Annotated in this window: 26 protein-coding genes; 12 read left to right on the top strand and 14 right to left on the bottom strand. The window is 69.6% G+C overall.

All coding sequences use genetic code 11. From position 1 onward, the window contains the following. Positions 1–317 precede the first annotated feature (317 nt). Positions 318–623 carry a hypothetical protein gene (locus VJ693_RS00920; protein ID WP_324151580.1) on the top strand — a complete coding sequence of 102 codons (306 nt, stop codon included), beginning with the start codon at positions 318–320 and terminating at the stop codon, positions 621–623. An 83-nt stretch (positions 624–706) separates the two neighbouring features. Here the strand turns inward: VJ693_RS00920 and VJ693_RS00915 are convergent, their stop codons facing one another. The 5 genes from VJ693_RS00915 to VJ693_RS00895 all read right to left on the bottom strand — a co-directional run bounded on the left by VJ693_RS00915 (position 707) and on the right by VJ693_RS00895 (position 6,936). Then, positions 707–2,113: a DUF2314 domain-containing protein gene (locus VJ693_RS00915; protein WP_324151579.1), complete on the bottom strand. Its 1,407-nt coding sequence runs from the start codon at positions 2,111–2,113 to the stop codon at positions 707–709. Beyond that, positions 2,110–3,387, bottom strand: coding sequence for a choice-of-anchor tandem repeat GloVer-containing protein (locus VJ693_RS00910; RefSeq protein WP_324151578.1), 1,278 nt, complete (start codon positions 3,385–3,387; stop codon positions 2,110–2,112). Before VJ693_RS00910 ends, VJ693_RS00915 begins: the two co-directional genes overlap by 4 nt. A 56-nt stretch (positions 3,388–3,443) precedes the next feature. After that, positions 3,444–3,608, bottom strand: coding sequence for a hypothetical protein (locus tag VJ693_RS00905; protein WP_324151577.1), 165 nt, complete (start codon positions 3,606–3,608; stop codon positions 3,444–3,446). A 54-nt stretch (positions 3,609–3,662) separates the two neighbouring features. Beyond that, positions 3,663–5,204, bottom strand: coding sequence for an FAD-dependent oxidoreductase (locus tag VJ693_RS00900; RefSeq protein WP_324151576.1), 1,542 nt, complete (start codon positions 5,202–5,204; stop codon positions 3,663–3,665). 112 nt (positions 5,205–5,316) lie between these two features. Further along, a complete protein-coding gene (locus VJ693_RS00895) occupies positions 5,317–6,936 on the bottom strand; it encodes an NAD(P)/FAD-dependent oxidoreductase (RefSeq protein ID WP_324151575.1) in 1,620 nt (539 codons plus the stop codon). Positions 6,937–6,984: 48 nt separating this feature from the next. Here VJ693_RS00895 and VJ693_RS00890 point away from each other — a divergent pair, with 48 nt between their 5' ends. Further along, on the top strand, positions 6,985–8,340 hold the full coding sequence (locus VJ693_RS00890) for a pyridoxal phosphate-dependent decarboxylase family protein (RefSeq protein ID WP_324151574.1): 1,356 nt from the start codon (positions 6,985–6,987) through the stop codon (positions 8,338–8,340). 29 nt (positions 8,341–8,369) lie between these two features. Here VJ693_RS00890 and VJ693_RS00885 read toward each other — a convergent pair whose 3' ends face one another. Next, on the bottom strand, positions 8,370–9,350 hold the full coding sequence (locus VJ693_RS00885; protein ID WP_324151573.1) for a hypothetical protein: 981 nt from the start codon (positions 9,348–9,350) through the stop codon (positions 8,370–8,372). 58 nt (positions 9,351–9,408) lie between these two features. Next, complete coding sequence (locus VJ693_RS00880) at positions 9,409–9,807, bottom strand: hypothetical protein (RefSeq protein WP_324151572.1); 399 nt, start codon at positions 9,805–9,807, stop codon at positions 9,409–9,411. Between the two features lie 189 nt (positions 9,808–9,996). Here VJ693_RS00880 and VJ693_RS00875 point away from each other — a divergent pair, with 189 nt between their 5' ends. Further along, positions 9,997–10,437 (top strand): CBS domain-containing protein, encoded by a 441-nt coding sequence (locus VJ693_RS00875; RefSeq protein ID WP_324151571.1) that lies wholly within the window; start codon positions 9,997–9,999, stop codon positions 10,435–10,437. Positions 10,438–10,472: 35 nt separating this feature from the next. Next, complete coding sequence (locus VJ693_RS00870) at positions 10,473–12,197, top strand: SagB/ThcOx family dehydrogenase (RefSeq protein WP_324151570.1); 1,725 nt, start codon at positions 10,473–10,475, stop codon at positions 12,195–12,197. Here the strand turns inward: VJ693_RS00870 and VJ693_RS00865 are convergent. After that, the gene (locus tag VJ693_RS00865; RefSeq protein ID WP_324151569.1) at positions 12,134–12,640 is read right to left on the bottom strand and encodes a M48 family metallopeptidase; all 507 of its coding nucleotides are present in this window, start codon (positions 12,638–12,640) and stop codon (positions 12,134–12,136) included. The two genes, VJ693_RS00870 and VJ693_RS00865, sit on opposite strands and share 64 nt — an antisense overlap. Positions 12,641–12,696: 56 nt before the next feature. Between VJ693_RS00865 and VJ693_RS00860 the strand changes: the two genes are divergently transcribed. Further along, on the top strand, positions 12,697–13,200 hold the full coding sequence (locus VJ693_RS00860) for a pilin (RefSeq protein ID WP_324151568.1): 504 nt from the start codon (positions 12,697–12,699) through the stop codon (positions 13,198–13,200). 17 nt (positions 13,201–13,217) lie between these two features. On the opposite strand, the gene VJ693_RS00855 is transcribed toward VJ693_RS00860, so the two are convergent. Then, on the bottom strand, positions 13,218–14,597 hold the full coding sequence (locus tag VJ693_RS00855; protein ID WP_324151567.1) for a hypothetical protein: 1,380 nt from the start codon (positions 14,595–14,597) through the stop codon (positions 13,218–13,220). A 124-nt stretch (positions 14,598–14,721) separates the two neighbouring features. On the opposite strand from VJ693_RS00855, the gene VJ693_RS00850 reads away from it, so the two are divergent. The 3 genes from VJ693_RS00850 to VJ693_RS00840 are packed head-to-tail and all read left to right on the top strand — an operon-like array spanning position 14,722 to position 16,797. Beyond that, a complete protein-coding gene (locus VJ693_RS00850) occupies positions 14,722–15,627 on the top strand; it encodes a YihY/virulence factor BrkB family protein (protein WP_324151566.1) in 906 nt (301 codons plus the stop codon). Positions 15,628–15,682: 55 nt separating this feature from the next. Further along, the gene (locus tag VJ693_RS00845) at positions 15,683–16,294 is read left to right on the top strand and encodes a pyridoxamine 5'-phosphate oxidase family protein (RefSeq protein WP_324151565.1); all 612 of its coding nucleotides are present in this window, start codon (positions 15,683–15,685) and stop codon (positions 16,292–16,294) included. After that, positions 16,291–16,797, top strand: coding sequence for a hypothetical protein (locus VJ693_RS00840; protein ID WP_324151564.1), 507 nt, complete (start codon positions 16,291–16,293; stop codon positions 16,795–16,797). Before VJ693_RS00845 ends, VJ693_RS00840 begins: the two co-directional genes overlap by 4 nt. Positions 16,798–16,807: 10 nt before the next feature. On the opposite strand, the gene VJ693_RS00835 is transcribed toward VJ693_RS00840, so the two are convergent. After that, positions 16,808–17,293 carry a MarR family transcriptional regulator gene (locus tag VJ693_RS00835; RefSeq protein WP_324151563.1) on the bottom strand — a complete coding sequence of 162 codons (486 nt, stop codon included), beginning with the start codon at positions 17,291–17,293 and terminating at the stop codon, positions 16,808–16,810. A gap of 152 nt (positions 17,294–17,445) precedes the next feature. Between VJ693_RS00835 and VJ693_RS00830 the strand changes: the two genes are divergently transcribed. Further along, positions 17,446–19,146, top strand: coding sequence for a tannase/feruloyl esterase family alpha/beta hydrolase (locus VJ693_RS00830; RefSeq protein ID WP_324151562.1), 1,701 nt, complete (start codon positions 17,446–17,448; stop codon positions 19,144–19,146). A gap of 9 nt (positions 19,147–19,155) precedes the next feature. On the opposite strand, the gene VJ693_RS00825 is transcribed toward VJ693_RS00830, so the two are convergent. The 4 genes from VJ693_RS00825 to VJ693_RS00810 form a co-directional block, all read right to left on the bottom strand. Beyond that, positions 19,156–19,296, bottom strand: coding sequence for a hypothetical protein (locus VJ693_RS00825; protein ID WP_324151561.1), 141 nt, complete (start codon positions 19,294–19,296; stop codon positions 19,156–19,158). Between the two features lie 68 nt (positions 19,297–19,364). Next, positions 19,365–19,841: a GNAT family N-acetyltransferase gene (locus VJ693_RS00820; protein ID WP_324151560.1), complete on the bottom strand. Its 477-nt coding sequence runs from the start codon at positions 19,839–19,841 to the stop codon at positions 19,365–19,367. 23 nt (positions 19,842–19,864) lie between these two features. Further along, on the bottom strand, positions 19,865–21,064 hold the full coding sequence (locus VJ693_RS00815) for an alpha/beta hydrolase (RefSeq protein WP_324151559.1): 1,200 nt from the start codon (positions 21,062–21,064) through the stop codon (positions 19,865–19,867). Between the two features lie 110 nt (positions 21,065–21,174). Beyond that, a complete protein-coding gene (locus VJ693_RS00810) occupies positions 21,175–22,020 on the bottom strand; it encodes a DUF3014 domain-containing protein (RefSeq protein WP_324151558.1) in 846 nt (281 codons plus the stop codon). A gap of 178 nt (positions 22,021–22,198) precedes the next feature. Here VJ693_RS00810 and VJ693_RS00805 point away from each other — a divergent pair, with 178 nt between their 5' ends. From VJ693_RS00805 to VJ693_RS00795, 3 genes are read left to right on the top strand one after another with little or no spacing between them, the layout of a single operon-like run. Continuing rightward, positions 22,199–23,470 (top strand): CHAT domain-containing protein, encoded by a 1,272-nt coding sequence (locus tag VJ693_RS00805; RefSeq protein ID WP_324151557.1) that lies wholly within the window; start codon positions 22,199–22,201, stop codon positions 23,468–23,470. A gap of 17 nt (positions 23,471–23,487) precedes the next feature. Next, positions 23,488–25,107 (top strand): hypothetical protein, encoded by a 1,620-nt coding sequence (locus VJ693_RS00800; protein ID WP_324151556.1) that lies wholly within the window; start codon positions 23,488–23,490, stop codon positions 25,105–25,107. 26 nt (positions 25,108–25,133) lie between these two features. Then, the gene (locus VJ693_RS00795; RefSeq protein ID WP_324151555.1) at positions 25,134–25,451 is read left to right on the top strand and encodes a GYD domain-containing protein; all 318 of its coding nucleotides are present in this window, start codon (positions 25,134–25,136) and stop codon (positions 25,449–25,451) included.

Genomic DNA, 25,451 nt, shown 5'->3' with positions numbered 1-25,451 from the left:
GCATCGCTGGTGTAGTCGAGCCGCACGGCGGCCCAGGCGATGCGCTTGACGTGGAGGATGCCCTTGGCCGCCTCGCCCCAGGGGCTGGGTACGCCGCCCACCACCACCATGCGCAGGCCGCGCCGCGGCATGGCCTCTTCGACGCTGAGGTATTCAAAGCTCAATCGGCTCTCCTGGGTCGAGTTGTTGCCAGATCGCGCGAATGTAAGGCCCCGCGCTTTACCGGAACTTCCGCCCCCTTTATGGCCCACACTGGGCGATGTGCCAGGCACGGCCTCGCGCGCCGCGATGTCGTCGTCCTGACATACCCGCCTGTCATGATCGGCAATCCCAAAGCGTTGACCACCATGGAATCCACCCTCCTCTCCAGTACCGGGGTGCCGCCCTGGGACGACTCGCTGATGCGCGCCCTCGGGCACGTCCACGCATCGCGGGGCATGGGAAACGGCATGCTCTTCGGCATCGAAGCTGCTGATGGTCGCGTCTACCGCGTGGTCAAGACGAACGGTGTGTGCGAGACGGTGCAGTTCTTCGAATCGGCCCGCGAGCTGGGGTTCAGCATCGCGGAAGGGCGCGAGGATGGTGAACAGCGCCTTCATCGGGTGCTGCGCCGGATCCACTGACGCAGCTGGTAGTGCCGCCCGCCGAGCCCGCGCGGGCCCCGGGCGGTTCAGGGCCCGACGGCCGCCTGCAACTCGGCATCTTCCTAGTGCTGAACAGCACCCCGCATGCGCTCAAGGATCTTCGCCGTCTCGTTGCCCTCTTCCCGGCCGTCAGCGCTTCGGCGAATGTAGTCAAACACATCTTCCTGCAGCACCTTGACCATCTGACCCGCGTGCAAGGTGGGGATGTCGAAGGGTTCGTTCTTCAGCAGGCCACCGATCTCGTCGCCCTGCCAGGAGACGATCTCTACCCACATCCACTCGTTGTCGCCGCCGGGGGTTTTGAACGGGGCCTTGACCAGCACATACTCGCCCGGCTGCAAGCCCTTGTTGAAGGCATCTCGGACTGCCGGCAGCTTCGATCGCGCCTGCTCGCTGACCTTGAGCAGTTCCTCGGTGTGCTTGACGCGCTTGATGGCGTCTTCGGACCCGAACAGGGATGACAACAACGCAGCCTGTTGTGCATGGCGGTCGGGCCCGGCCGTCCTGTCGAACCGAATTTCAACCAGTCGATTGTGCGGATCGCCCTCATCGGGTATTCCTGTGACCAGTACCAGCTTGGCAATCGCGGTGGTGTTGGGCTTCAGGGTGTCCAAGTGGGATCGGCGGACAGCGGCGTGCTTGACTTGGTGAATGTCCAGGTCATAGGAACCCCTGGGTCCGACGACTGCGCCCTCGACCAGCGCCTGCGAAAGCAGGTTGATCAAGTTGCCCATTGGCCGGTTCTCCGACCAGGAGAAGTCGTCGACCACGACGTCCGGAAGTCCAAACTTGGCCATGCCGAGGGTGATCGCACGAACCAGCCTGTCACCCTTGTAGGCATGGATCACCGTGTGCATCAGCGCGTTGGGTATGTCGCCGTCCCATGTGTCGAGCCGGCGCTTATGCCACTCTTCGGGCGAAAAGACCTCGCGGGTCTCTTCATCCCAGATCAGACCGCTGGTGTCGCGCGCGACCTGCTCGGTCAGTGTCAGCGCCGACCGGTAGGCCGTGAACGAGAAGGATGCCGGGTGGGCGAAGTCGAGGATCAGCGCCTGCTCCGACGACTGCATGGCCACCGCTTGGTCTCTGGTGAGCCCGCGGCCGAATCGCTGCAGCATGTCCAGGCCGGGTGGGGCATAGGCACTTTGAACGTTCTTCTCAAGCGTCGCGGCAACCAGCGGTGCGTTGGGCTTCTCCGAAACACCCGAGACGAGCTTCAGCGGATGAGGCAGTGCCTTGATCTGGCTTTGCAGGGCCTGCAGGGGTGGCTTTGCGGGCTGTCCCAGGTAGTAGATGGCGAACTGGTACTTGATCGATGCGGCGATCTGGCGCCCATCAGGAATGGGCGTGGATTCTTGGGCCCCGCAATGCAGTGAAGTGCCCAGCAGGACGAACGCAAGGGCCGCCCGGAGGAGCGCACGTGGAAGGTGGAAGTTCATGTGCCCGAGCAGGCAGTGTTGCTTGTTCAAAGGGCGCCACCACTCGTCGCCTCGTTACCTGGCTCGAGCTTCCGAATCCGAAAAACGGTTCCCGCCGTCGGCAGCGGCCAACCGCGGTTGCCAGTGACCCCATACAAGTAGCCATGGGCCCGGGCCAGGTTGCCTCCGGCATTGAAGCCGAATTCATCTGCGGCGAACGAGTGCATGACAGTCATCACACCATCTCGGCTGAGCGCGAAGATGGTTCCCTGTGCGTTGGCGCCGCCATAGGTCGTCGTACCGTAGAGCATGCCGTGCTCACCCAGCGTCAAACGCCCCGCGGGGTTCTGGCCCACATCGCTGAAGCTCACGAACGAGTGCATGACAGAGACGTCACCCGCAGGCGTGAGTCGATAGATGGTTCCGTAATGCCCGGCGCCTCCCCGTGCAGTCGGGCCGTAGAAGTTGCCGTCCTTGGCCAGGACCAGTTCACCGGAAGCCGACAGGCCGATCTTGTCATCGAACGAGCGGAGCACGCTGTAGTCCGTGCCGTCCGTCCCGACTTTGAAGATGACGCCCGAATCTTGCGCACCCCCGCGGTAGGTTACGCCATACACCGCCAGCCCATCGGCTGACATGGTGACGCCACGCAACGGGTAGCCGCCGTCGCCGTCAGAGTGGGTGAAATGGTGCAGCACCCTCGCTCGCTGCCCTGGCGCCCAGCGGAACACCGTCCCCCACTGGTACGCGCCGCCCTCCGAGGTGGTGCCGTAGAAGACTCCGTCCGGGCCTTGCACGATCCCGCCGAGGGGCTTGCAGCCCTCGGCGCCGCGGACGAACGAATGCAGGATCTCGGTCGCTCCGTCGGAAGGGGACATCCGAAAGATCGAGCCGCAACCATGGGCACCTCCGCCCGACAGCACCCCGTAAAGTGAACCGTCGCTGGCGGATACCAGGCGGCCATGCGCTTCACTGCCTTCGATCCATGGGTTGAATGCGTGCAACACGGTGAACACGCCGTGCTTGTCTACGGCGTACGCCGTGCCTCCCCCGAGGGCGCCCTCGAGAGCATTGACGGCATAGAAGCGGCCATCCGGACCCAGAACCAGGCCCTCGGCGGCACCGCGACCATCAGTGGGTGCATCGAACTGGTGGAGCAATTCGAAGGGCTCCTTTGGTGCCGCCTGCGCAGCGCCGGCTTGAAGCAGCGCCACCACCAATAGCGGACGGCCGACATCGATGCACGCCGCCACGGCCCTTCGAAAAAGGTCTCTCCCGAACATGGTTCCTCCCGATCGTTTGTACTTTGCCTGCGGCAGACGCAAGGCGTCACCCAGGCGACTCTACCGCCAACGCTGGGCGGCGTCGTTCCTTCCCGGTGTCAGCCCTTCTTGTCGCCGCTGGCCTTGGCGCCTTGCGAAGCCTTGGCTGACCCGCCCGCTGACGAGCTTGCCTTGCCAGCTGGCCGTGCCACCTTGGCCCCCGGCTTGCGGGCCGTGGGGATCTGGGCGCCGTATTTGGCTTGGGTCTTGCGGGCGACGGACATGATGGCTTCCTGGGTTCGATGCGGAGATGGCCCGAGCTTACGCGCTCGGTGCCCTCAGCGCTGCGCTGCCTCGCGCTCCATGCGCGCTTCGGCCGCCAGGCTCTCCACATCGCGATAGATCGAGGCCATCGCCAGCACGCGGCCCTGGCGCTTGTAGCGCAGCGTGCAGTCGCGCTCGGCGACGTTGCCGTCGACGACGATCTCGTCCCAGGCTTCGGCGTGACCGACGTAGTTGATCGGCACGTCGTAGTGCTGGCTCCAGAAGAAGGGCACGGCATCGAACTTCTGCTGCGCGCCGAGCATGTTGAGGGCGGCGGTCTGGCCCTGGCGCTGCGCGACGACCCAGTGCTCGACGCGGATCGCCTCGCCGCTGTGCGGGTCGGGCCAGCGCGCGATGTCGCCGGCGGCGTAGATGCCAGGGGCGCTGGTCTGCAGGTAGGCATCGACGGTGACGCCGCGGTCGATCGCGAGGCCGGCCTGCTCGGCGAGCGTCAACCGGGGGCGCACCCCGACGCCGACCACGACCAGGTCCGCGGCGATGGTGCCGCCGCTGTTCAGCGTCACCTGCTTGGCGTCGATGGCGCCGGCCGTGTCGGCCAGGTGGAAGACGACGCCGTGCTCTTCGTGCAGCCGGCGGATGAAATCGCCCAGGTCGGGGCCCAGCACGCGCTCCATCGGGCGCTTCTCGGGCGCCACCACGTGCACCTCGAGGCCGCGCGTACGCAGCGCGGCGGCCACCTCGAGCCCGATGAAGCTCGCGCCCATCACCACCGCGCGCTTGGCCGTGGCCGCCTGCGCGATGATGGCGCGGCTGTCGGCCAACGTGCGCAGGGTGTGCACGTGCGGCAGCTCGATGCCCGGCATCGCCAGGCGCACCGGCTCGGCGCCGGTCGCCAGCAGCAGGCGGTCGAAGCCGAGCTTGCTGCCGTCTGCGAGCGTGAGCTCGCGCGCGTTCGCATCGAGGCCGGTGACGCTGGTCTTCAGGCGCAGGTCGATGGCGTGCTCGGCGTAGAAGCCATCGTCGCGCAGCGGCACCCATTCCTCGGGCGCGCTGCCGGCCAGGTAGTCCTTCGAAAGGTTGGGCCGGTCGACCGGGGCGGCGTCGTCATCGCTCAGCATCACGATGCGGCCCTGGTAGCGCTGGCGGCGCAGCATCTCGGCGGCGGCGAAACCCGCCGCGCCACCGCCGACGATCACGATGCGCTGTGGTGCCTGGGCCGTGGCCGCCGATGCCGCGCGGACGACGGGCTGGGCCACGACCTTGCCGAGCACGACCACCTTGCCGTCGCGGACCTCGGTGGCCCAGCAATCGACAGGGCCGAGCGCCGGCGCGTGCAGCGCCTCGCCCGTGCGCAGGCTGAAGCAGGCGTGGTGCCAGGGGCAGCGCACCGTGTCGCCGACCATCAGGCCGTCGGCCAGCGGGCCGTGGTAGTGGCTGCATTCGGCGCTGATCGCGAAGAACTCGTCGCCGCGGCGCGCGAGCAGCACGGCGTCTTCGCCGACGTGGCCGGCCAGCATGCTGCCGTCGTCGAGCGTCTCGGTCGGCACGCCCTGGGTGAGATCGGGGCCCTTGCTTGCGGTGGCTTCGGTGCTCATCACGATCTCCGGTCGATGCGGGCGTCGATCATCGCGCAGAATCAAATCCCCATGGACGACCTGCTCGTCCATGGCACGGCGCTCGTTGGCGCAAGCGCGAGGACAGAAGCCGCTATGCCAGATCGCGATTGATTTCGACCGCGGCGTTGTGCCCGACTGCCCCGGTGACGCCGCCCCCCGGGTGGGCGCCCGCGCCGCAGTGATACAGCCCGCGCAACGGCCCCCGGTAGCGGGCATGGCCGAGCACGGGCCGCAGCGAGAACAGCTGATCGAGCGAGAGCCGGCCATGGAAGATGTCGCCACCGACGAGGCCGAACTCTCGCTCCAAGTCGAGCGGCGTGAGCGCGCGGTGGCCGAGCAGCGAAGCGCGGAAGTTCGGGCAGTGGGCCTGCACCACGTCGAACACCGCCTGCACGGCGCTGTCCTTCAGCCGATCCCAATCGGCCGTGGGCTTGAAATGCTGGCAGAACAGGCTCGCCACGTGTGCGCCTTTCGGCGCGAGGGAGTCGTCGACCACGCTCGGGATCATCATCTCGACGATCGGCCGGCTCGAATGGCCCAGCGCCTCGGCGTCATGCCACGCACGGTCCATATAGTCGAGCGACGGACCGAAGACGATGCCACTCGCATGGTGCGGCATGGCCTTCGTGCCTGGCGCGCACGCGAAGTCGGGCAACTCGGAAAGCGCAACGTTGATGCGCAGCGAGCCTGATCCGCTTCGATAGCGGTCGATCGCCCCGAGGAACCCCGCCGGCAGCGCGCTTGCTTCGATCAGGCGCCGGTACAGCAGCTGCGGATGCACGTTCGAAACCACGCAGCGGGCGCGTATCTCTTCGCCGCGTTCGCTCAGTACACCCACCGCCGCACCGTGCTCGACGAGCACGCGCTCGACGCCGTGGCCCACGTCGATCTGCACGCCGCGGGCGCGCGCCTCGTCGGCCATCAACTCGGTGATGCGGCCCATTCCGCCGATCGCGTGGCCCCACTGGCCCGGCTTGCCGTTCACCTCGCCGAAGCCATGGTGCAGAAGGCCGTAGGCCGAGCCGGCCGCGTAGGGGCTGGCGTGGTTGCCGACCACCGAGTCCCAGCCGAGCACCGCCTTCAAGGGCTCCGATTCGAAGGTGGCGTCCAGCCAGTGCCCGGCGCTCTTGGTGAACACATCGATCAGGTCGCGCTTGCCTTCGGTCGGCAGCGCGCCGAACCCGCGCAGCAGGCTTGCCGCCGCGCCCGCGTCGCGCAGCCCCTGAACCACCCACGGCCCGCGCAGATTCGGCGGTGCACGAAGCACCCATTTCTTCAGCTGATCGGCCAGGCGATCGAGGCGCGCGAAGTAGGAGCCAAGCGCCTGGGCATCGCGCGCCGAGAATTTCGCAACTTCGCGGTGCGTGGCATCGGCATCGCCGCCGAATTGCAGGAAGCGGCCATCCTCGAGCGGCACGAAGTTCGAAAACGGGCGCTCCACGATGACGAGCCCGCGCTCGGCCAGGCGCAGGTCGCGGATCACCTTCGGGTTCAACAGGCTGACGGTGTAGCTCGCCGTCGAATTGCGGAAGCCGGGAAAGAATTCCTCGGTCACGGCGGCCCCACCCACGACGCCACGCTTTTCCAGCATGCGCACGCGCAGCCCCGCCGCCGCCAGGTAGCAGGCGCAAACCAGCCCGTTGTGGCCCGCGCCGACAATCAGGGCATCGACCTGCGGGCCCTTGCTTGCGATGGCTTCGGTGCTCGTCACGATCTCCGGTCGATGCGGGCGTCGATCATCGCGCAGAATCATTTCCCCATGGACGATCTGCTCGACGATGCTGCCCGGCGCGCGGCGCGCTACCTGGCCTCGCTGCCCACCCGCCGCGTGGCGCCGGCGGACGACGCCGTCGCCGCGCTCTCGGGCTTCGACATGCCCATGCCGGCCAACCCGCAGCCGGCGGCGCAGACGCTGAGCCTGCTCGACACGCTCGGCTCGCCCGCCACCTCGGCATCGGCCTCGGGGCGCTACTTCGGCTTCGTCACGGGCGGGGCCTTGCCCGTCACGGTGGCGAGCCACTGGCTGGCGACCGCGTGGGACCAGAACGCCGCGTTGCACCACGCCGCGCCCGGCGTATCCAAACTCGAGAAGGTGGCGCTGCGCTGGCTGTTGGAGCTGCTGGGCCTGCCGCCCACGGCCGGCGGCGCCTTCGTCACCGGCGCCACGATGGCCAACTTCACCGCGCTGGCGGCGGCGCGGCATGCGGTGCTGGCGCGTGCGGGCTGGAACGTGGAGGCCGATGGCCTTTTCGGCGCGCCGCCGATCACCGTGGTGGTGGGCGACGAGGTGCACCCCACGCTGCTGAAGGCGCTGGGCCTGCTGGGGTTGGGGCGCAAGCGGCTGCTGCGCGTGCCGGTGGATGGGCAGGGCCGCCTGCGGCCCGAGTGCCTGCCGGCGCTGCAGGGGCCGGCCATCGTCTGCGCGCAGGCGGGCAACGTGAACACCGGCGCGGTCGACCCGCTGCCGCCGGTGATCGCCCATGCCCGCGCCCACGGCGCCTGGGTGCACGTGGACGGCGCCTTCGGCCTGTGGGCCGCGGCCAGCCCGGTGCTGGCGCCGCTGGTGGCCGGCATCGGCCAGGCGGATTCGTGGGCCACCGACGCGCACAAGTGGCTCAACGTGCCCTACGACAGCGGCATCGCCTTCGTGCGCGATGCGCCGGCGCTGGTGGCGGCGATGGCCGTGTCGGCCGACTACCTGCCGACCGAGGGTGTCACCCGCAACCCGGCGGACCACACGCCCGAGCTCTCGCGCCGCGCGCGCGGCGTGGACGTGTGGGCCGCGCTGCACACGCTGGGCCGCAGCGGCCTGGCCGAGCTGATCGAGCGCTGCTGCGGCCACGCCCGCCGCTTCGCCCGCGAGTTGCAGGCCATGGGCGCCACGGTGCTGAACGAGGTGGCGCTGAACCAGGTGCTGGTCAGCTTCGGCGAGCCCGGGCTGACGCGCCGCGTGGTGGCCGCGCTGCAGCAGGACGGCACCTGCTGGTGCGGCCCCACCGTGTGGCAGGGCCACACCGCCATGCGCATCAGCGTGAGTTCGTGGGCGACGACCGACGAGGACGTGACGCGCAGCCTGGCGGCGATGCAGCGGGTGTGGGCCGAGCAGCGGCGCTGAATTGGCGGCCCCGGCCGCCGGCAGGCGCGTCAGGGCGCCGTGTCGAAGGTGATCGTCGTCGTGTGGGTGGTCGGCGTGACCACGTAGTTGCACGGCGGCGCGCCGCCGGCGATGAAGGTGTTCCAGTTCGCCGGCGTGGTCTCGACGCCGTTCAGGTCGTAGACGTGGATGTTGGTGAACCTGATGCTGCCGTTGGCCGGGAAGTGGCTGCAGGTGCTCACGCCATAGGCCTCTTTCGCGCCGCCGAAGTACCAGTCGAAGGCCTGGCCGTAGGCGTCGGTCTGGAACTTGGTCTTCTGGCCGGTGGTCTTGTCCTTGCTGAGGATCACCCAGTTCGCGCAGACCTGGGTGTTGGTGTCGCAGCTGCTGCCCTTCATCGCGCCGTGGATCTTGTGGCCCGTGGCCACCGAGATCGTCGGGCCGTGCCAGGTCTTGCCGCTCTTGCAGCAGTTCCAGTTGGTCATCGTCCACGCCGCGTCGTTGAAGCCGTTCCAGGCCAGCACGGGCTGCAGGATGGTCTGCACGGCACCGCCGTCCTCGAGGCCGGGGAAGTAGTACAGCACCTGGCCGACGTTGGCGGTGGGCCCGCTCGGCACGGTGAAGTTGGCGACCATCTCCCTGGCCGGCGGCGTGAGGTTCGCATTCGAGTTGCTGCTGGCGATCCAGCCGTTGAAGGCGGGCAGCGGGGGGCCGGCCTCGGCGTTGCTGCCGAAGAGCTCGCCGCGGGCGCCATAGCGCGGGTAGGCGCAGGCGGCGGCGGCGATGACGCGGCCGTCGGGGCGCACCACGCTGCCATCGGCGGCCAGGCGCTCATCCTCGCCGAGCTGGCCGACGCACGAAGGGTGGAAGAAGCCATGGGGTGTCACGACGTAGTCGAGCGGCACGCCGGCGGGGCGGCCCGCCGCGTTCAGCTCGCTGACCTGGGTCAGCGCGGGCGCAGCGGCGGCAACGGGCCCCGCGATCACCATCGCCATGAAGAGCGTGGTGCAGATTCGACGGCTCGAGTCCATGAACGTTCTCCTCTCGGGGGGTGAAACCGCACATTCTTCGGACACGCCGAAAGGGCCGTCAACACCTAGGTTCCAGGCTTCGGAGCCGGCCGGCGGCCTGCAGCGTGCCGCCGAGGCATGCGCCCCACATCAGGTGGTCGGCCATCTGCGGCCAAAAGGCGAGGGCGGCGATGTGGGGGAACCAGATGGGCGCGATGACGCGCAGGTCCAGCATCCCGACTGCCGCCGCGAAGGCGATCGCCCACGCCGCCGTGTGCCGCCGCGGCAGAACCATGCCGGCCACCCCCGCCCAGAAAGCCGAGACCGAGCCGTGCACCAGCGCTGCCGCGGCGAACAACGCCCAGGGCGAGTTCGAATCGATCAGCATGCGGCCGGCGGCGAAGGTGGCCTCCAGCGCGCTGCCCCCGCTCGCGAAGGCGTAGACCGTCGACGGCGCGCCGCTGAACACCGTGGCCATGAGCCACGCGGTGGCCAGCGCCCTGGGACTGAATCTCATGGCATTCGCCCACTGCGCACGCGCTGCACGGCCGTTCCCACAACGAGCCCCGCGAGGTCTACGATGCTCTTGCGCGCACGCCCGAGCCTAGCGCCCTGGTGAGCGAGGCCGCCGGGCGTGCGCCAACCATGATGATTCGAGAGGTGAATCATGAAAACCGCTGCGCAGATCCTGAAGTCCAAGCCCGACCAGACCGTGTACACCCTGGGGCCGCACGCTTCGGCGCACGAGGCCGCGCGCTTGATGGCGGACAAGAACATCGGTGCACTGGTGGTGGTGGAGCAGGGCCAGGTCGTCGGCATGGTCTCGGAGCGTGACTACGTGCGCAAGCTGGTGTTCATGTCACACCCGCCGACGGAGACGGCGGTGGCCGACATCATGTCGAGCCCGGTGATGTATGTGCACCCGCACCGCACCAGCGACGAGTGCCGGGCGCTGATGACCGAGAACCGGATGCGCCACCTGCCGGTGATGGATGGCAACCAGCTGGTCGGTGTGGTCTCGATCGGCGACCTGGTCAAGGACACCATCTCCGAGCAGCAGTTCATCATCGAGCAACTCGAACACTACATCACCGGGCAGCGCGATTGACCCCCACCGGCAGGTCGGCACGGCCCGGGGCCGCCATGCGCGACGCCGACCTGATCGAGACGGTGATGCGCTACCACGAGCGGACCAAGCACCACTTCGACCGCTACGCGCCCGGGCCCGGCGAGCTCGATTGGGCGAACCAGCCCGATCCCTTCCGCCGTTATGAAGGCGCGCCGCTGGTCAGCCTGCCGCTGCTGGGTCCCGACGACGAGCCCCTGTCACCAGGCTACGACGCGCTGTATCGCCGTGGTTCGGTTTCGAGTGAGGCGCTCACGATCCGCTCGCTGTCGCGCCTGCTGCAGTACGGGTTGGGCATTTCCGCCTGGAAGCAAGCCGGTGCCGTGCGCTGGGCGTTGCGCTGCAACCCGTCCAGCGGCAACCTGCATCCGACCGAGGGCTACCTGCTGATCGGGGCGCAACCCGGGCTGGGCGACGCGCCGGGCCTGTACCACTACGCGCCGCTCGAGCACGGGTTGGAGCGACGGGCAGCGTTCAGCGCACGGCAGTTCAGCGCCTTGATGGCCGAGTTCCCGCCCCAGGCCTTTCTGGTCGGGCTGTCGTCGGTCCACTGGCGCGAGGCCTGGAAGTACGGCGAGCGCGCATTCCGCTATTGCCAGCATGACGTGGGGCACGCGATCGGCGCGCTGCGGCTCGCTGCCGCCACGCTGGGCTGGAACGCCACGCTTCTGCACGGGCTGGCCGACGAGACGATCGAGGCGCTGCTCGGCTTGAACCGTGCCGAAGACTTCGCGGGTGCCGAGCGTGAGCACCCGGATGCCATGCTGGCAGTCTGGCCCGCGGAGCCTCCCGCGCAGCGGCCGCTTCCAACGCAGCTCGATGCGGCGCTCGTGCACCAACTGACCCGGGAAGGCTGGCGTGGCGCCGCGAACCGGCTCAGCCGCGACGACCCGGTGCGCTGGGAGGTCATCGACGACGTCGCCATCGCCTCGCGCAAACCGGCTACGGAGGCGCCGGCATTCGACACGCCTCAAGAGCCGGCGATCGAGAGCAATGACCACGCGCCTGACGATGGCCCCGCCGCTGGGCAGATCATCCTGCAGCGGCGCAGCCTGCTGGCGTGCGACGGCGCCACGTCGATCACGGCCGAGGCGTTCTACCGGATGCTCGCGCGGGTCATGCCGCATGGCGATCTGCCGCCGAGCCAGCGCCCGATGCCCTGGGACACGATCGACTGGGATCCGACCTTGCACCTCGGCCTGTTCGTTCATCGGGTCGACGGCCTCGCACCGGGGCTGTACGCGCTGGTGCGTGGCCCGGCCGCGCTGGGCCGGCTGAAGCATGCGATGCATGAACGCTTCGAATGGTCGACGCCACCGGGCTGCCCGGCCGGCCTGCCGCTGCGGCTGCTGGAGCCCGGCGACGCGCGCCGGCTCGCGACCCGGCTGAGCTGCCACCAGAACATCGCTGGCGACGGCATCTTCTCGCTGGGCATGCTCGCCGACTACCAGGAGGCGCTGTTCACGCACGGGGCCTGGTTCTACCGGCGGTTGTTCTGGGAGGCCGGGCTGATCGGACAGGTCTTGTACCTGGAGGCCGAGGCGGCGGGCGTGGCGGCCACCGGCATCGGCTGCTTCTTCGACGACCCGGTCCACCAGGTGTTCGGGCTCCAGGGCCTGGCGTTCCAGTCGCTCTACCACTTCACGGTCGGTGGGTCGGTCGGCGACCCCCGGCTGGTTCAGGGCTCGGCCAGTTCGCGCGCCGTCAGCCACAGCCGCACGTCGAACTCGAGCTGGTGGTAGTCGGGCTCCATGTGCTCGCACAGTGCGTAGAAGGCCTTGTCGTGCTCGCGCTGCCTGAGGTGCGCCAGCTCGTGCACGACGATCATCTTCAGGAACTCCGGCGGTGACTGGCGGAACAGCCCGGCGATGCGGATCTCGCGCTTGGCCTTGAGCTGGCCGCCCTGCACGCGGCTCACGGTGGTGTGCGTGCCCAGCGCGTTGCGCACGATGTGCAGCCGGTTGTCGTAGGCCACCTTGGCCAGCGGGCCGGCATTGCGCATGTGCCGGCTCTTCAGCGCGGCCACGTAGTCGTAGAGCGCGCCGTCGGTGCGCAGCTCGTGGGTGTCGGGGTAGCGCCGGGCCAGGCTCTCGGCGAGCCGGCCTTCGTCGATCAGGCGCTGGACCTGGGCGAGCAGCGCGGGTGGATAGCCGCCCAGGTATCTCAGCGGTGTGGTGGCGCTCATGCCGCCATTCTGGCCCGGCTGCGCCCGCCGCTGACCCGTGGCGATAATCCCCGGCGATGACCATCTCTTGTCAGCGCCGCCGCCGTCAACCACCCCATGGCTTCACGCTGACCGAGGTCATGGTTGCCTTGGCGATCATTGCCATCCTGGCGCTGATGACCGTGCCGAGCATCCAGACCCGGCTGGTGCGCGAGCAGATTGTCGAGGCGGTGAAGCTCGCCGACATGGCCAAGCCGCCGGTGGCCGCCGCCTGGCGGGCCAGCGAGGCGCTGCCGGAGGACAACGCCGCGGCCGGGCTGCCCGCGGCCGACAAGATCGTCGGCACCTACGTCAGCGGGCTCACGCTGGAGGACGGCGCCATTCACATCCGTTTCGGCAACAGCGCCAATGGCGCCATCCAGGGCAAGACCCTGAGCCTGCGTCCCGCCGTCGTCGAGGACACGCCGATGGTCCCGGTGGCCTGGGTATGTGCTCACGGGCCCGTGCCGGGCAACATGACGGCGCGGGGCCTCGACCGCACCGACGTGCCGCCCGAGTTCCTGCCGTTGAACTGCCGCTGACGGGAACCCGATCGGGTTCACGGCACGCTGATGCTGCCGCTCAGCACGCTGCGCTTCGGGTTGAAGGTGTAGAAGGTCTTGATGATGCCCAGCACCTCCAGCGTGTAGGTGCCCTGGCCGCCGCTGGTGTTGAACTTCGCGATGCCCTTGGCGTTCGTCCATGCGTAGTGATTCTGGGTGCTGCCGTCCGGCAGCGTCCACAGCGCGGCCACCATCGCGTCGGGCACCGGCGCGCGGTTCTCGTCCTTGACCGTCACCTTGCCGTCGACCATGGCCTCCTGGCCCGCCAGGTGGCCCTTCAGGTCAACGGCCCGGGAGCGCAGGCAGTGGTAGCTGCACTCGGGCGGGCGCTTGGTCGTCGGCGTCAGCAGCACCGCGTGCGCCGACCCGGTGAAGTTGTTGTAGCCGTAGCCGACGATCTGGCCGGCGGTGTTGATGTCGTACGCCACCCGCAGCAGCCAGCCGCGCGACTGGTCGATCAGGTCGTTCAGGTTCTGCAGGCCGGCCTGGTCGGTGTAGACGAAGGCGCGCGCGGCCGATTGGCCCAGCGCGCCCACCACGGTTCCGCTGGCGTTGATGCCGAAGGCCGTGTTGTGCTCGCCGGTGCCGCCCAGGTCCTGCAGGCCGGCGCTGTCGGTGTAGCGCAGGATGTGCTCGGAATTGCCGCTGGCACTCGTCGAGTGGCCGGCCACGCCGCCGCCAGGCTCGATGGCATAGCCGAAGCTGTGCGCCATGCCGGGCAGCACGCCCAGATCGAGAAAGCTGCCGTTCGCCCAGCGGAACGCGTGGTAGGCGCCGCCGGCGAGGCGGTAGCCGGCGATCTGGCCTGCGTCGTTGATGCCGTGGGCGGCGGCGCCGTCGCTGGTGGGCGTCAGGTCGACCAGGCCCAGTGCATCGGTGTAGAGCACGGCGTGCACGACGTTGATGCCGTTGACCTGCGCGGACGACTCGCCGACCACGTCGCCGGCGCCGTTGATGCCCCAGGCCGCGCTGTAGGGGCCGGTGGGCAGTGTGCCCAGGTCCTGCGCGATGCCGCCGCGCCAGCGCACGGCATGGCCGAGGTCGGTGCCGCCGGCATCGGCGGTGCCGGCGATGTCGCCCGCATCGTTGATCTTGCGCGGAAACGCCCGCGGCCGGTCGGGCAGGCCAGGCAGGGCCACCATGCCGCCGGCGGCGGTGTAGACGAAACCGCGATAGCCGCCCGGCCCGTTGGACCAGCCGACCACGTCGCCCTGGCTGTTGATGCCGGTGGCAATGGCATCGGTATCGCCCGGCAACGTGCCGAGGTCCTGCACGACGTACCACGTTGCACCGGCCGCGGGCGCCACGGCCGCCAGCGCGAGCAGGCCCCCCGCCAGTGCATGCCGAAGACAAGACGTCACCAGGAGCTTGGCCATACTGCACCGCCTGTCCGAAAGGGGATCGAACCATCAACATGCCACTGTCCCGCGGCCGCTGGTTTGACGCGCAGCAAGCCCGGCAGCGCCCGGGCCCGCCCGATGCTGTCCAATGGCAGGCACCATGCAATTCCCCGGCGACCAGGCTGCGCAAGTCGCGCGCCACCCCTGGGCCTTCACGCGGCGAACGCTGAAGGCCTTTCGCGCCAACCAGGGCCTGCTGCTCGCCGGCGCGGTGGCGTACTACGCGCTGCTGTCGATCGTGCCGCTGCTGATCATCACCGCGATCGCGCTGTCGCACGCGGTCGACCAGGCCGAGCTGCTGCAGACGGTACGCCACTACCTGGAGTGGCTGGTGCCGGGGCAATCCGAAGCCATCGTGGCCGAGCTGGCGCGCTTCCTGGCCAACCGCAGCTTCATCGGCTGGGTGCTGCTGGGCACGATGCTGTTCTTCAGCTCGCTGGCCTTCACCGTGCTCGAGAACGCGATGTCGGTGATCTTTCACCACCGCGTGGCGATCCGGCGCCGGCATTTCCTGGTCTCGGCGCTGATTCCGTACGGCTACATCCTGTGCCTGGGCTTCGGGCTGCTCCTGGTCACGCTGGTTGCCGGCAGCCTGCAGGCGATGGGGCAGGAACACGTGCAGTTCCTCGGGCGGCAGTGGTCGATGGGCGGCGTGTCCGGCCTGCTGCTGTACCTGATCGGCTTCGCCGGCGAGGTGTTCGTGGTGGCCTCGATCTACCTGGTGATGCCGGTCGGCCACCTGTCGCTGCGCCATGCCCTGCTCGGCGCGGTGGTGGCCGCCGTGCTGTGGGAGCTGTCGCGCCACCTGCTGGTGTGGTACTTCGCGACGCTGTCGCAGATCAGCGCCGTCTACGGCTCGCTGACGACGGCCATCGCCGTGCTGCTGAGCCTGGAGATCGGCGCCACGCTGCTGCTGCTGGGCGCGCAGGTGATCGCCGAATACGAGCGGCTGGGCAGCGAGCGGCTGGATGCGGCACCGCAGCCGTTCAGAACCCGGCCCCATTGACCGAGCCGGCGCGCAGAATCGGCACCGTCGCAGTCTGGTGCGAAGGAGTGCAGCGATGGACGACGGCAACACGACCTACCACAGCGGCATGCGCGAGTTGCAGGACCGCTTCGACACCCGCCGCCTGGCGGACCGGCTCGACGAGCGCCTGGGCCGCGGCGCGTTCACCGACGAGGACCGCGCGTTCATCGAGAGCCGCACGATGTTCTTCCTCGCCACCGCGGACGCGCAGGGCCGGCCCGATTGCTCGTACAAGGGCGGCGCGCCGGGCTTCGTGCGGGTCGCGGGCGCCAGCGAGCTGGTGTTTCCCAGCTACGACGGCAACGGCATGTTCCGCAGCCTGGGCAATGTGCTGGTCAACCCGGGCGTGGCGCTGCTGTTCATCGACTTCGAATCGCCCCGGCGGCTGCGGGTGAACGGGCGTGCGGCCGTGGCCGCCGACGACCCGCTGCTCGCGCAGCTGCCGGGCGCCCAGCTCGTGGTGCGCGTGCAGGCCGAGCGCATCTTCCCGAACTGCCCGCGCTACATCCACGCCTGCGCCGCGCCGGCCGAGCTGTCGGTCTACACGCCGCGCCCGGGCTACGAGCCGCCCGAGCCGAAGTGGAAGGCCATGGAGGCCTTCGCCGAGGTGCTGCCGGGGCGGGGCCCGTACCATCCTGACCCATGACGACCTCCGACCCCGCACCCGACCTCGCCGAAACCGAGTCGCCCGAGACCATCCACGAGCCGCGCCTGTGGCGCGACAACGGCTGGACGGCCCGCGTCCTCAAGAACGAGGACGACGACGGCTGGGCCGTCGCCATGATCAAGGACGGCGAGCCCGAGCCGGCGCTGGTCGGCCCGTGGACGATGGGGCGCGACAAGAAGAACCCCAAGCCGCTGGACACGGCCGCCTTCAACACGCTGGTCAAGACGGCGTCGGAGGTGCTGCGCCGGCATGAGCAGCAGCTTCACGCGCTGCTGCACAAGAGCGTGGCGATCACGGTGGGCGGCGAGCGCATCACCGTGACGCTGGACATCGTGCCCGACGAGTTCGAGCCCCATGCGCTGCTGGCGGCGCAGGACGCGGCCGGCGACCCGCTGGCGCAGGTGCGCGTCGGCGCCGGCTTCAAGCTCAACGCGGCCAGCGCATCGGCCTGGGCCGAGGGCGGCTACGGCCGACCGGGCTGACTCGGCCGGCCTAGCCGCGCCGGCACAGGGCGACCTTGTGCAGCAGCTCCAGCAGCATCGCGCGCTCGGCGCCTGACAGCGCGGCCGACAAGGCCTGCATTTCGGCCTCCGCCAGGCGCCGGGTGGCGTTCTGGGCGAGCGCTTCGCCGTCGGCCGTCAGCGCCAGGTGGTTTGCCCGCCGGTCGGTGGTGCTCTGGGCACGCTTGACCAGGCCACGCTCCTCCAGCTTGTCGATCCACATCGTGATGTTCGGCGCCGTCACGTTCAAGGCGCGCACCAGGCGGCCCGAGGTGCACGCCGGGTTCTCGCGGATCAGCATCAGGATCGTGTACTCCACCCGGCGCAGGTTCAGCGCCTCGGCCACCTGCTGGTGAAAGATCGCGTCGGTGGTGATGGCCGCCTGGGCGATCTGATAGCCCACGATCTGCTGCAGCCCCGCCTCCACCAGCTGGCCGGCGGGGGTGGTGAGCATGCGTTGGCGGGTGGACAGGGGCATGCGCCGATTGTCGGCGCTGCCGGCGGCGTGCCATCGCCAGGCGATGCCGGACTCGGGCATTCCCCAATTATTTACTTAACCGACTTAAATAAAGTGAGGTGGTCCATCGTGACCGGCCGACACGCAGATCGGCCTCCAGCAGGAGCCTCCCCATGCGAACCGCGACCCTTGCCCCCTTGGTGGGCTTCACACTGCTCGTCGGCATCCCTGGATGTGGCGGCGGCGATGATGGCGAAGCGGCCTTGCCGCAACTGGCCGAGGCGCAGCCGGGCACGCTGGCCGACTGTGTTGGCCTGGCGGCCAAGCTGTCGTTCTCGGATACCACTTTTACTTCCGTTGAGGAAGTAAATGCCGGCGTTCTCACGGTCGCGGGCAGCCCGGTGGCGGCCCATTGCCGCATCACGGGCTCGATGCTCGAGCGGGTCAGCCCGGTCGATGGCAACACCTACGCCATCGGCTTCGAGATGCGGCTGCCGCTGGCGTGGAGCGGCCGCTTCTTCTACCAGGCCAATGGCGGCATCGACGGCAACGTGGTGCCGGCCACCGGCGCCGTCAATGGTGGCGGCGGCCTGGACAACGCGCTGAACCAGGGCTTCGCGGTGATCAGCTCCGACGCCGGCCACGCCGGCGCACTGGGGCCGTTCTTCGGCATCGACCCGCAGGCGCGGCTCGACTACGGCTACCAGGCGGCCGCGAAGCTGACACCCATGGCCAAGTCGGTCATCCAGGCCGCCTACGGCCGCGCGCCCGATCGCTCCTACTTCGGCGGTTGCTCGAACGGGGGGCGCCACACCATGGTGGCCGCTGCCCGGCTGCCCGAGCAGTACGACGGCTTCCTGGTGGGCGACCCGGGCTTCAACCTGCCCAAGGCGGCCATTGCCAACATCGCCGGCGCGCAGACCTACGCCACCCTGGCCACCGACAGCGCCGATCTGGGCACCGGCTTCACCACCGCCGAGCGCACCCTGGTGTCGAATGCGGTGCTGGCCCAATGCGACGCGCTGGATGGCGCCGCCGACGGCCTGGTGCAGGACACCACGGCCTGCCAGGCCGCCTTCAGCCTCGATCGCGATGTGCCCACCTGCAGCGGCGAGCGCGACGGCAGCTGCCTGTCGGCGGCGCAGAAGACCGGCATCGCCCAACTCTTCGCGGGCGCCACCACGGGCACCGGCGCGACCATCTACGCCAGCTTCCCCTACGACAACGGGCTGGCCACCGGCGGCTGGACGTTCTGGAAATTCGTCGCCCCGCTGGTGCTCGATTCGGGTGCCGTCGGCATCATCTGGCAGGTTCCGCCCGAATCACCGGCCACCTTCAACGGGCCGGTGTTCGCATTGACCGGCAACGTCGACAGCATGCTGGCCAAGGTCAACGCCACGGATGCGACCTACACCGAATCCGCCATGTCGTTCATGACCCCGCCGAACCCGAGCGACCTGGGGGCGCTGAAGCGTCGTGGCGCGAAGATGATGATCTACCACGGCACGGCCGACCCGATCTTCTCGAGCGACGACACGACCACCTTCTACGAGAACCTGCGCGCCGCCAATGGGGGCGACGCCGGCAACTTTGCGCGCTTCTACCGCGTGCCCGGCATGAACCACTGCAGCGGCGGCCCGGCCACCGACCAGTTCGACATGCTCAAGCCGCTGGTGGCCTGGGTCGAGCGCGGCCAGGCGCCGGACCAGGTGCCGGCCAACGTGCGCGGCACCGGCAACCCGGCCGGCGTGAACGCCGACCTGCCGGCGAGCTGGTCGCCGCTGCGCAGCCGGCCGCTGTGCGCCTACCCCAAGGTGGCGCGTTACGTCGGCACGGGCAGCCTGGAATCGGCCGAGAACTTCAGTTGCCAGTGAGGCGGCAGCCTACTTGTTCTTGAGCTTGCCTTTGGGGGCGACGGCGGTGATGGGCGGCGTCGGCCGGTCCGAGCCGGCGGGCGGCTTGGCGGGCCCGCTGTCCTTCTTCGGCTTCTTGGCCATCTTGTCGTGGTGAATGCCTTTGGCCATGGGGCCCTCCAACGTGGTGTCGATATGGCCGAATTCTGACCTACCGCGAGCCCGATGGGGCACGGGACTCACCCGGCCGTGTCAACCAGCTTCAGCACCATGCCGCGCGCGGCGATCCGGCCGGCGTAGTAGCCGGGCAGCCACTGCGTCTCGACGAAGCCCAGCCGCTGGTAGAAGGCCAGCGCCGACGCGTTGTCGGCTCGCAGCTCGAGCCGGATGGCGGTGATGCCGGCCACGCGGGCCGAGGCGACGAGCCATTCGATCAGGCGGCGTCCGATGCCGCGGTGGCGCTGCGCGGGCTGCACGCACAGCAGCGTCAGGTGCGCCTCGGTGTCGCCGAACTGCATGACGGCGAAGCCGTGCAGCCGCGGGCCATCGCTGGCCACCAGCGCCATGGTGTCGCGTTCGCGGATCAGCGCGGCCATGCGCGGCGGCGTGTAGCGCCAGCTGAGCCCGCCTTCGATCAGGTCGCGCGACATCTCGGCCAGGGCGCGGGCATCCTGCACACGGGCCGGGCGGAGGGTTTCGGCGCGGGAGCGGTCCATGGCGATGGCGGCGTTCGCGGCGCTCAGCGCAGCCAGCTGCGCAGCTTTCGGTAGACCTCGGGGCGGTCGAGCAGATCCCAGTGGTTGGCCGAGGCCACGACCAAGCGGTGGCTCGCCGGCACCTTCAGCGCCAAGGCCGGGCTGCGGTGCTCGCCCAGGGCGCTGGCCAGGGGCACCAGGCCGTCGCCGGCGGTGGCGCCGTGCAAGCCGATGGGCCGGCCCGCCTTGGTGGCGGCAACGAGGTAGGTTGCCACGCCGGCGGGCAGCGGCGTGGGCGCGCGGTCGTCGCGGGTCTGGCTGTGTCGGTCGCGATGCTGCCAGTCGGCGTCCTGCAGGTTGCCGAAGCGCAGGTCGGTGATGCCCGCGCTGCGCGCCTTGCCCAGCCGCGCCAACGGCGCCGCGTAGGGGCTCAAGCCGAGCGCGGCATCGACGAGGCGGCCGCCCCGCTCCAGCGGCGCGCCGTGGTGCGGCGTGCCGAGAAAGACGAGCCTGCTCAGCGCCTTCATCCACGGCCGCGCGGCGCCGAGGTGGCAGGCGCTGCGCGCGACCAGCCCGCCCAGGCTGTGGCCGAGGATGACGAGCTCTTCCACCGGCACCGGCCAGCCGGCCACCAGCTCGTCGAGCAGCTCGGCGAACGCGCGCCCGTTCTGCGAGACGTGGCGGCCGCTGTTGTAGTGCAGGTAGACGGGGCTGAAGCCGAGGTCGCGCGCCAGCGCCTGGCCATGGTCGTGGCCGCGGCGTGTCCACTGCAGGTCGTTCATCGCCAGCCCGTGCACCAGCACCAGCAGGCGGCCGGTGGGGGTGGCCAGGGCCTCCCGGTACGGCCGGCCGCCGACGCGCAGCGACACGGTGATCGCCAGCGGGTTGCCGGTGTCGGCCAGGTGGTCGCCCCAGACGCCATTCAGCGCCGCGACGAAGGCCTCGCGCTCGGGCGTGGAGGCCGTGGTGTCGAAGGGCACGGCAGCCCACAGCGCATCCAAGCCTCGGCCGACGGTGCGCGTGGTGGCGCGCACCGTGCGGTAGACGAAACCGGTGATGCCGCTGGGCCGGCCGGCCGGGGCGGGCCCGACGATGCCGGGCACCGACGCGATCGTGTGGTGCATGGCTTCGACCACGTCGGTCACGCCCACGACGGCGTCCACCCCCAGGCGTGACAGCCCGCGCAGGTCGGCGGCGCGCAGGGGCAGCCGGGCGCGTGGCACGGCAGGCGGGTTGGGCGTCATGGCGGCGTTCGGTCGAGACGAAGATGGTCGACTGTGCGCGGTGCGGCCCGCCAGGGCAAGCAATGCTTTAGGGTCAGCTCCCGGCGGGGGCGGCGGCAGGGTGGACTGAGTCAGCCCGCCGCCGGCCGGGCCGTCAGGAGTTTCCGAAGCTCGGCCAGCCGCGCCTTGACGCGGCGCTCGTTGACGACGCCCATGCGAAGCAGGATCTTCTGGCCCGCCGTGAGGCCCTGCAGCGCGGGGTCGTCGAATTCGTACAGCACCCAGGGGCGCGGCGCCGGCATCGGCGTGTTGATCGGTGGCAGGTGCACCTTCAGCACTCCGGCGGGCTCGGGCGTGGCCAGCAGCAGGTCGATGACCTGGACCAGCCGGTCGTTGAAGTAGCGGCCGGGAAACCCCAGGTCCTCGTAGGCCTGCTGGAACTGCGGGTACAGCCGGGTGTAGGTGGCCACGAGCTGGGGCAGATCGACCTGTTCGATCAGCAGGACGTAGGGCGTGTAGCGCGCCCCGTTGTCGGCGTCGATGAACTCGGCGCCGCCGCCCTTGCCGACGAGGAAGCGCCCGGGCGCGGGGTTGAGCGGCCACACTTGCGCCGGGGCGTGCCGGCGGCCCAGGTTGTCGACCGTGGCGGTCAGGCGGCGGGGGAAGCTGTCGAGCTGGAACAGGCCGAGCACGGCCTGGCGGCCGAACAGCGTGGTGAGCGAGGTCTCCAGGGTCGGGCCCGGCACGGGCGCCGATGCGGCCGCGGCCGACTCGATCGGGTACTGGGCCGCTCCGCTGGCCGGCGCGGACGGTGCCGCAGGCGGCGCTGATGCGGCGGGCGCCGTGGCGACCGGCAGCGATTCCGGCGTCAGCGACGCGAACGGCCCACCCACGCTGCGCTGCCACAGCCAGGTGCCCACGGCCACCAGCACCACGGCGGTACTGCCGGCAATGAACAGCACGGTCGCAGGTTTCATGGCGGCTTGTCTCTCCTGTTCGCCGCACGGGCAGGCGATCGGCACGAGTATGGCCCAGGCGATCGCCGAAGGTTCGATCCTCAATCCTGCGGATTCGTGTGCAGCTGTTAGGGCGCACATTGGCGCCGCATGTGGTGGCGGTGCGCGGCGCGCGCCATGCCGCGTGAAGGGGGGCTGCATGGCCGCGAACAAGTTGTTAGAGGATTTCGACCTGCACATCTGGTCGGAAGGGGACCGGTACGTCGCCCAGGTCACGCGCTCGCCGATCGGCCCGTCCAAGCGCGCCGAGCTCAAGTGGCCATTCGAGGAGACGCACCGCGAGCTCCGGCTGCAGCTGGAGAACGCGATCCTGCGCGGCCGCCTGCGGGGCTCGCGTGGCGCGGTCTCGGCCGACGAGAAAATCCTGCGCGATTTCGGCAGCAGCATGTTCAAGGCCGTCTTCAGGGAGGCCGAGCCCATCGCGCGCAGCTTCAACGGCAGCGTCGACTTCATCGACACCCAGATGGAGAAGTTCGAGGGCCTGCGCGTCAAGCTGAACGTGGAGCCGCCCGAGCTCGCGCTGCTGCCGTGGGAGTACGTGTTCGACGAGGCCTCGAGCGACCCCACGCGCACCTTCCTCTCGCTGAGCAGCCGTTCGCCGCTCGTGAGGTTCCTGGACCTGAACGCGCCGACCTACGCGGCGATCGATGCGCCACTGAACATCCTCGGGATGATCGCGAACCCGGGCGGCGAGTGGGAACCGCTCGATGCGGAAGCCGAGCGGCGGGGCATCGAGAAGGCCATCGATGCCATGAAGGACAAGGACCTCGTGAACTTCCGCTGGGTGCAGGGCGAGACGGCCGAGGACCTGCTCAGCGCCATGCAGCAGGACGACTGGCACGTCTTCCACTTCATCGGCCACGGTGGCTTGGAAGTGTTCAAGGACAGCGACGGCACGCGGCGCAGCGAAGGCTACGTCGTGTTCGCCGACGGCCTCGGCGGCGCGGTGAAGATTTCGCCCACCCAGTTGGCGACCATCCTGCAAACCGGCGGCCACCTGCGGCTCGCGGTGCTCAACTGCTGCGACAGCGGTCGCGGGGCGAGCCCGGGCGAGGCGCTGGTCCGCTCCGGGCTTTCGGCCTCTGTCGCGATGCAGTTCCCGGTCTCGAACGACGCGGCGGTGAAGTTCGCCAGCCACTTCTACGGCGCGCTGGTGGCGGGGCAGACGGTCGAGCGGGCGCTCACGGTCGGCCGCGTGGCGATGCAGATCACCAACGCGGTGGAGTGGGGCATCCCGGTGCTGTTCACCCGCGCTGGCGCCAACCTGTCCTTCAACGTGAAGCGCGAGCCGCCGCGGCCGGCAGAACGGGCCGCAAAGCCGGTTCCGCCGGAGCCGAAGGCCGAGCACGCTGCCCGACGCCAGAGTGCGCAGGCCGAGTTGCGGCGCCTGTTCGCCGGCGTGGGCATCTGACTGCAGGAGGAACCATCATGGACGACCCCGCCGTATGGGCCCGCATGATCGGTGGCAGCCTGGCCGCCGGCGTGGTGGCGTGGACGGCATTCCACCGCCCGAGCTGGGTGCGCAGCACGACGACACGTTGGCGCTGCGCCCTCGGCGCCTGCCTGCACGCGTTGCTCTACATCGCCTGGTTCTGGCTCGCCGGGTGGGTGTTCGCGCGCCTGGTCGGCGTGCCGCTGCGCAGCGCGGGGCCGGCCTGGGTCGGCCTGCTGGTCGTGCTGACCACGCTCGGCATCACGCCCGTGGCCCGGCGGCCGCGGGAGTGGCTGCGGCACAGGGTGGCAAGGGCGCCGTTCGAGGCGCAGCGGCTCGCACGCCGCCTGGGCGAGGCAGAGTACCGGCTGGACCCCGCACGGGCCGAACAGGCGCGGGTCATGTTGCTGCGGCGCGGCGTGGATGTCAGCAACGATTGGCTGCCGATCACCCAGCCGGCGCACCAGCTGATGCTGCGAGCGACCGTGATCTTCCTGCAGATCCTGGCCTGGGAGGAGCAGGGCAGGTACAGCGCGCTGCTCGACGAGGCACGCAATGAATTCGACGAACTGCGTCAGCGCTTCGACCGCCTCACGCTTCGAGCCGCCCGCTCGCTGTGCGGCATCGAGCGGGTGGGCGAGATTCGCCTTCACCACAACGAATCGGCCGGGGGTGGCGACGATGCCCACGCGCAGCAGATCGACCGGCCGTTGCGCGCGCTGGTGAACGACCTCAATGCCGACCTCTGCGATGATGCCAACGCGTTCTACCGCGAGGCTTGCATGCTGTGTGCGCGGGCGGTGCTCTCGGCGCACCGCTCGTCGCGGCGCCGGATCGAGGCGCTGGGCCACATGGGCTTCACGATCACGGAAGAGCCGATGCAGTCCGGCTACATGGCGCTGTTCAACGGGCTCGTCGTGCTCATGCTGGGCATGACCATCTACCTGGTCTTCGCGCCCTCGCTGAAGAGCGACGTGCTGGAGCAGGAGCAGCTGTTCGTCGTGATCGTCGCCACACAGCTCGCGGCGCTGGCGTTCGCGATCGTGCCCAAGCTGCATTTCGGCTTCGCGAACGCCGGCCTCACGCGCCGCACCCCGCGCGATTTCGTGCTGGGGGCCGGGCTCGCGGCGGCTTCATTCCACCTGCTGCTCAACGCCAGCGCCGGCTACCTGGTGGGCGATTGGGAGGGCCTGACGACGCGCCTGCACGAGGTCCGCTTCATCGTGCTGTCGCCCTTCACGACCGCGGCGTGCATGGCCTGGCTGGTGCAGGACCACCGTTGGCGCCACGTCGACGGGGCCTTGCGGCGCCGGCTGCTCGACGGGCTGGTGCTTGGCGGCACGTGGTTCGGCATCTCGCTGACGCTGCAGGCGATCAGGCTGGCCCTGGGCGGCAGTGGCCAGTCATCGGCGTTCGGCGAGGTCGCCATGCGCTTGTTCTACGCCTTCTGCTTCGGCGGCGCGATCGGGCTGACGGTCCCGCATCTCGTTCGCCCACCCGTGCGCCAGCTTGCCGACGCCGGGGAGGGCACCGGCGTTCGGCGCCGCCTGATTCCCGATGCGTGGACGGCGTTGTTCTCCCACCCGTCGGCCAAGCCGGCCGCGGCGGCCGATTGACCTTGCCCGAGGACCGCGAGATGCCGATGTACCTTCATCAGTGGCGCTACAAGGACGAGCAGGTCAAGCCCATGCTCGTCGAGAAGGCCGAGCGGGTCGACGAGGTGCGCACCGCGACGGAAGCCTTCGGCGGCACGCTGCACCAGTTCTTCTTCTGCCTCGGGGACTATGACGGCCTGGCCATCGCCGAGTTTCCGGACGACGAGAGCGCGCTTGCGTGCCTGATGACGCACTACACCCTGGGTCGGGTGCACTCGATCAAGAGCACGCCGCTGATCGGGCCGGCCGGCATCGTCAATGCCAAGACCAAGGCGCGGCGCGTGCTCGGCCTGCAGGAGGACTGA

The sequence above is a fragment of the Ideonella sp. genome (assembly GCF_035254525.1).
Lineage (GTDB): Bacteria > Pseudomonadota > Gammaproteobacteria > Burkholderiales > Burkholderiaceae_C > Ideonella.
Note: the sequence above shows the minus strand (reverse complement) of the source record. Positions and strands in the feature narration are given on the sequence as shown.

Bases quoted from the DNA above. Each gene is read 5' to 3' on its own strand.
- VJ693_RS00905 (WP_324151577.1), bottom strand. From the start codon at position 3,608: ATGTCCGTCGCCCGCAAGACCCAAGCCAAATACGGCGCCCAGATCCCC.
- VJ693_RS00865 (WP_324151569.1), bottom strand. From the start codon at position 12,640: ATGAGCGCCACCACACCGCTGAGATACCTGGGCGGCTATCCACCCGCG.
- VJ693_RS00810 (WP_324151558.1), bottom strand. From the start codon at position 22,020: ATGAAACCTGCGACCGTGCTGTTCATTGCCGGCAGTACCGCCGTGGTG.
- VJ693_RS00820 (WP_324151560.1), bottom strand. From the start codon at position 19,841: ATGGACCGCTCCCGCGCCGAAACCCTCCGCCCGGCCCGTGTGCAGGAT.
- VJ693_RS00800 (WP_324151556.1), top strand. From the start codon at position 23,488: ATGGACGACCCCGCCGTATGGGCCCGCATGATCGGTGGCAGCCTGGCC.
- VJ693_RS00875 (WP_324151571.1), top strand. From the start codon at position 9,997: ATGAAAACCGCTGCGCAGATCCTGAAGTCCAAGCCCGACCAGACCGTG.
- VJ693_RS00890 (WP_324151574.1), top strand. From the start codon at position 6,985: ATGGACGATCTGCTCGACGATGCTGCCCGGCGCGCGGCGCGCTACCTG.
- VJ693_RS00850 (WP_324151566.1), top strand. From the start codon at position 14,722: ATGCAATTCCCCGGCGACCAGGCTGCGCAAGTCGCGCGCCACCCCTGG.
- VJ693_RS00825 (WP_324151561.1), bottom strand. From the start codon at position 19,296: ATGGCCAAAGGCATTCACCACGACAAGATGGCCAAGAAGCCGAAGAAG.
- VJ693_RS00860 (WP_324151568.1), top strand. From the start codon at position 12,697: ATGACCATCTCTTGTCAGCGCCGCCGCCGTCAACCACCCCATGGCTTC.
- VJ693_RS00795 (WP_324151555.1), top strand. From the start codon at position 25,134: ATGTACCTTCATCAGTGGCGCTACAAGGACGAGCAGGTCAAGCCCATG.
- VJ693_RS00835 (WP_324151563.1), bottom strand. From the start codon at position 17,293: ATGCCCCTGTCCACCCGCCAACGCATGCTCACCACCCCCGCCGGCCAG.
- VJ693_RS00830 (WP_324151562.1), top strand. From the start codon at position 17,446: ATGCGAACCGCGACCCTTGCCCCCTTGGTGGGCTTCACACTGCTCGTC.
- VJ693_RS00855 (WP_324151567.1), bottom strand. From the start codon at position 14,597: ATGGCCAAGCTCCTGGTGACGTCTTGTCTTCGGCATGCACTGGCGGGG.
- VJ693_RS00845 (WP_324151565.1), top strand. From the start codon at position 15,683: ATGGACGACGGCAACACGACCTACCACAGCGGCATGCGCGAGTTGCAG.
- VJ693_RS00815 (WP_324151559.1), bottom strand. From the start codon at position 21,064: ATGACGCCCAACCCGCCTGCCGTGCCACGCGCCCGGCTGCCCCTGCGC.
- VJ693_RS00870 (WP_324151570.1), top strand. From the start codon at position 10,473: ATGCGCGACGCCGACCTGATCGAGACGGTGATGCGCTACCACGAGCGG.
- VJ693_RS00805 (WP_324151557.1), top strand. From the start codon at position 22,199: ATGGCCGCGAACAAGTTGTTAGAGGATTTCGACCTGCACATCTGGTCG.
- VJ693_RS00920 (WP_324151580.1), top strand. From the start codon at position 318: ATGATCGGCAATCCCAAAGCGTTGACCACCATGGAATCCACCCTCCTC.
- VJ693_RS00840 (WP_324151564.1), top strand. From the start codon at position 16,291: ATGACGACCTCCGACCCCGCACCCGACCTCGCCGAAACCGAGTCGCCC.
- VJ693_RS00880 (WP_324151572.1), bottom strand. From the start codon at position 9,807: ATGGCCACGGTGTTCAGCGGCGCGCCGTCGACGGTCTACGCCTTCGCG.
- VJ693_RS00885 (WP_324151573.1), bottom strand. From the start codon at position 9,350: ATGGACTCGAGCCGTCGAATCTGCACCACGCTCTTCATGGCGATGGTG.
- VJ693_RS00900 (WP_324151576.1), bottom strand. From the start codon at position 5,204: ATGAGCACCGAAGCCACCGCAAGCAAGGGCCCCGATCTCACCCAGGGC.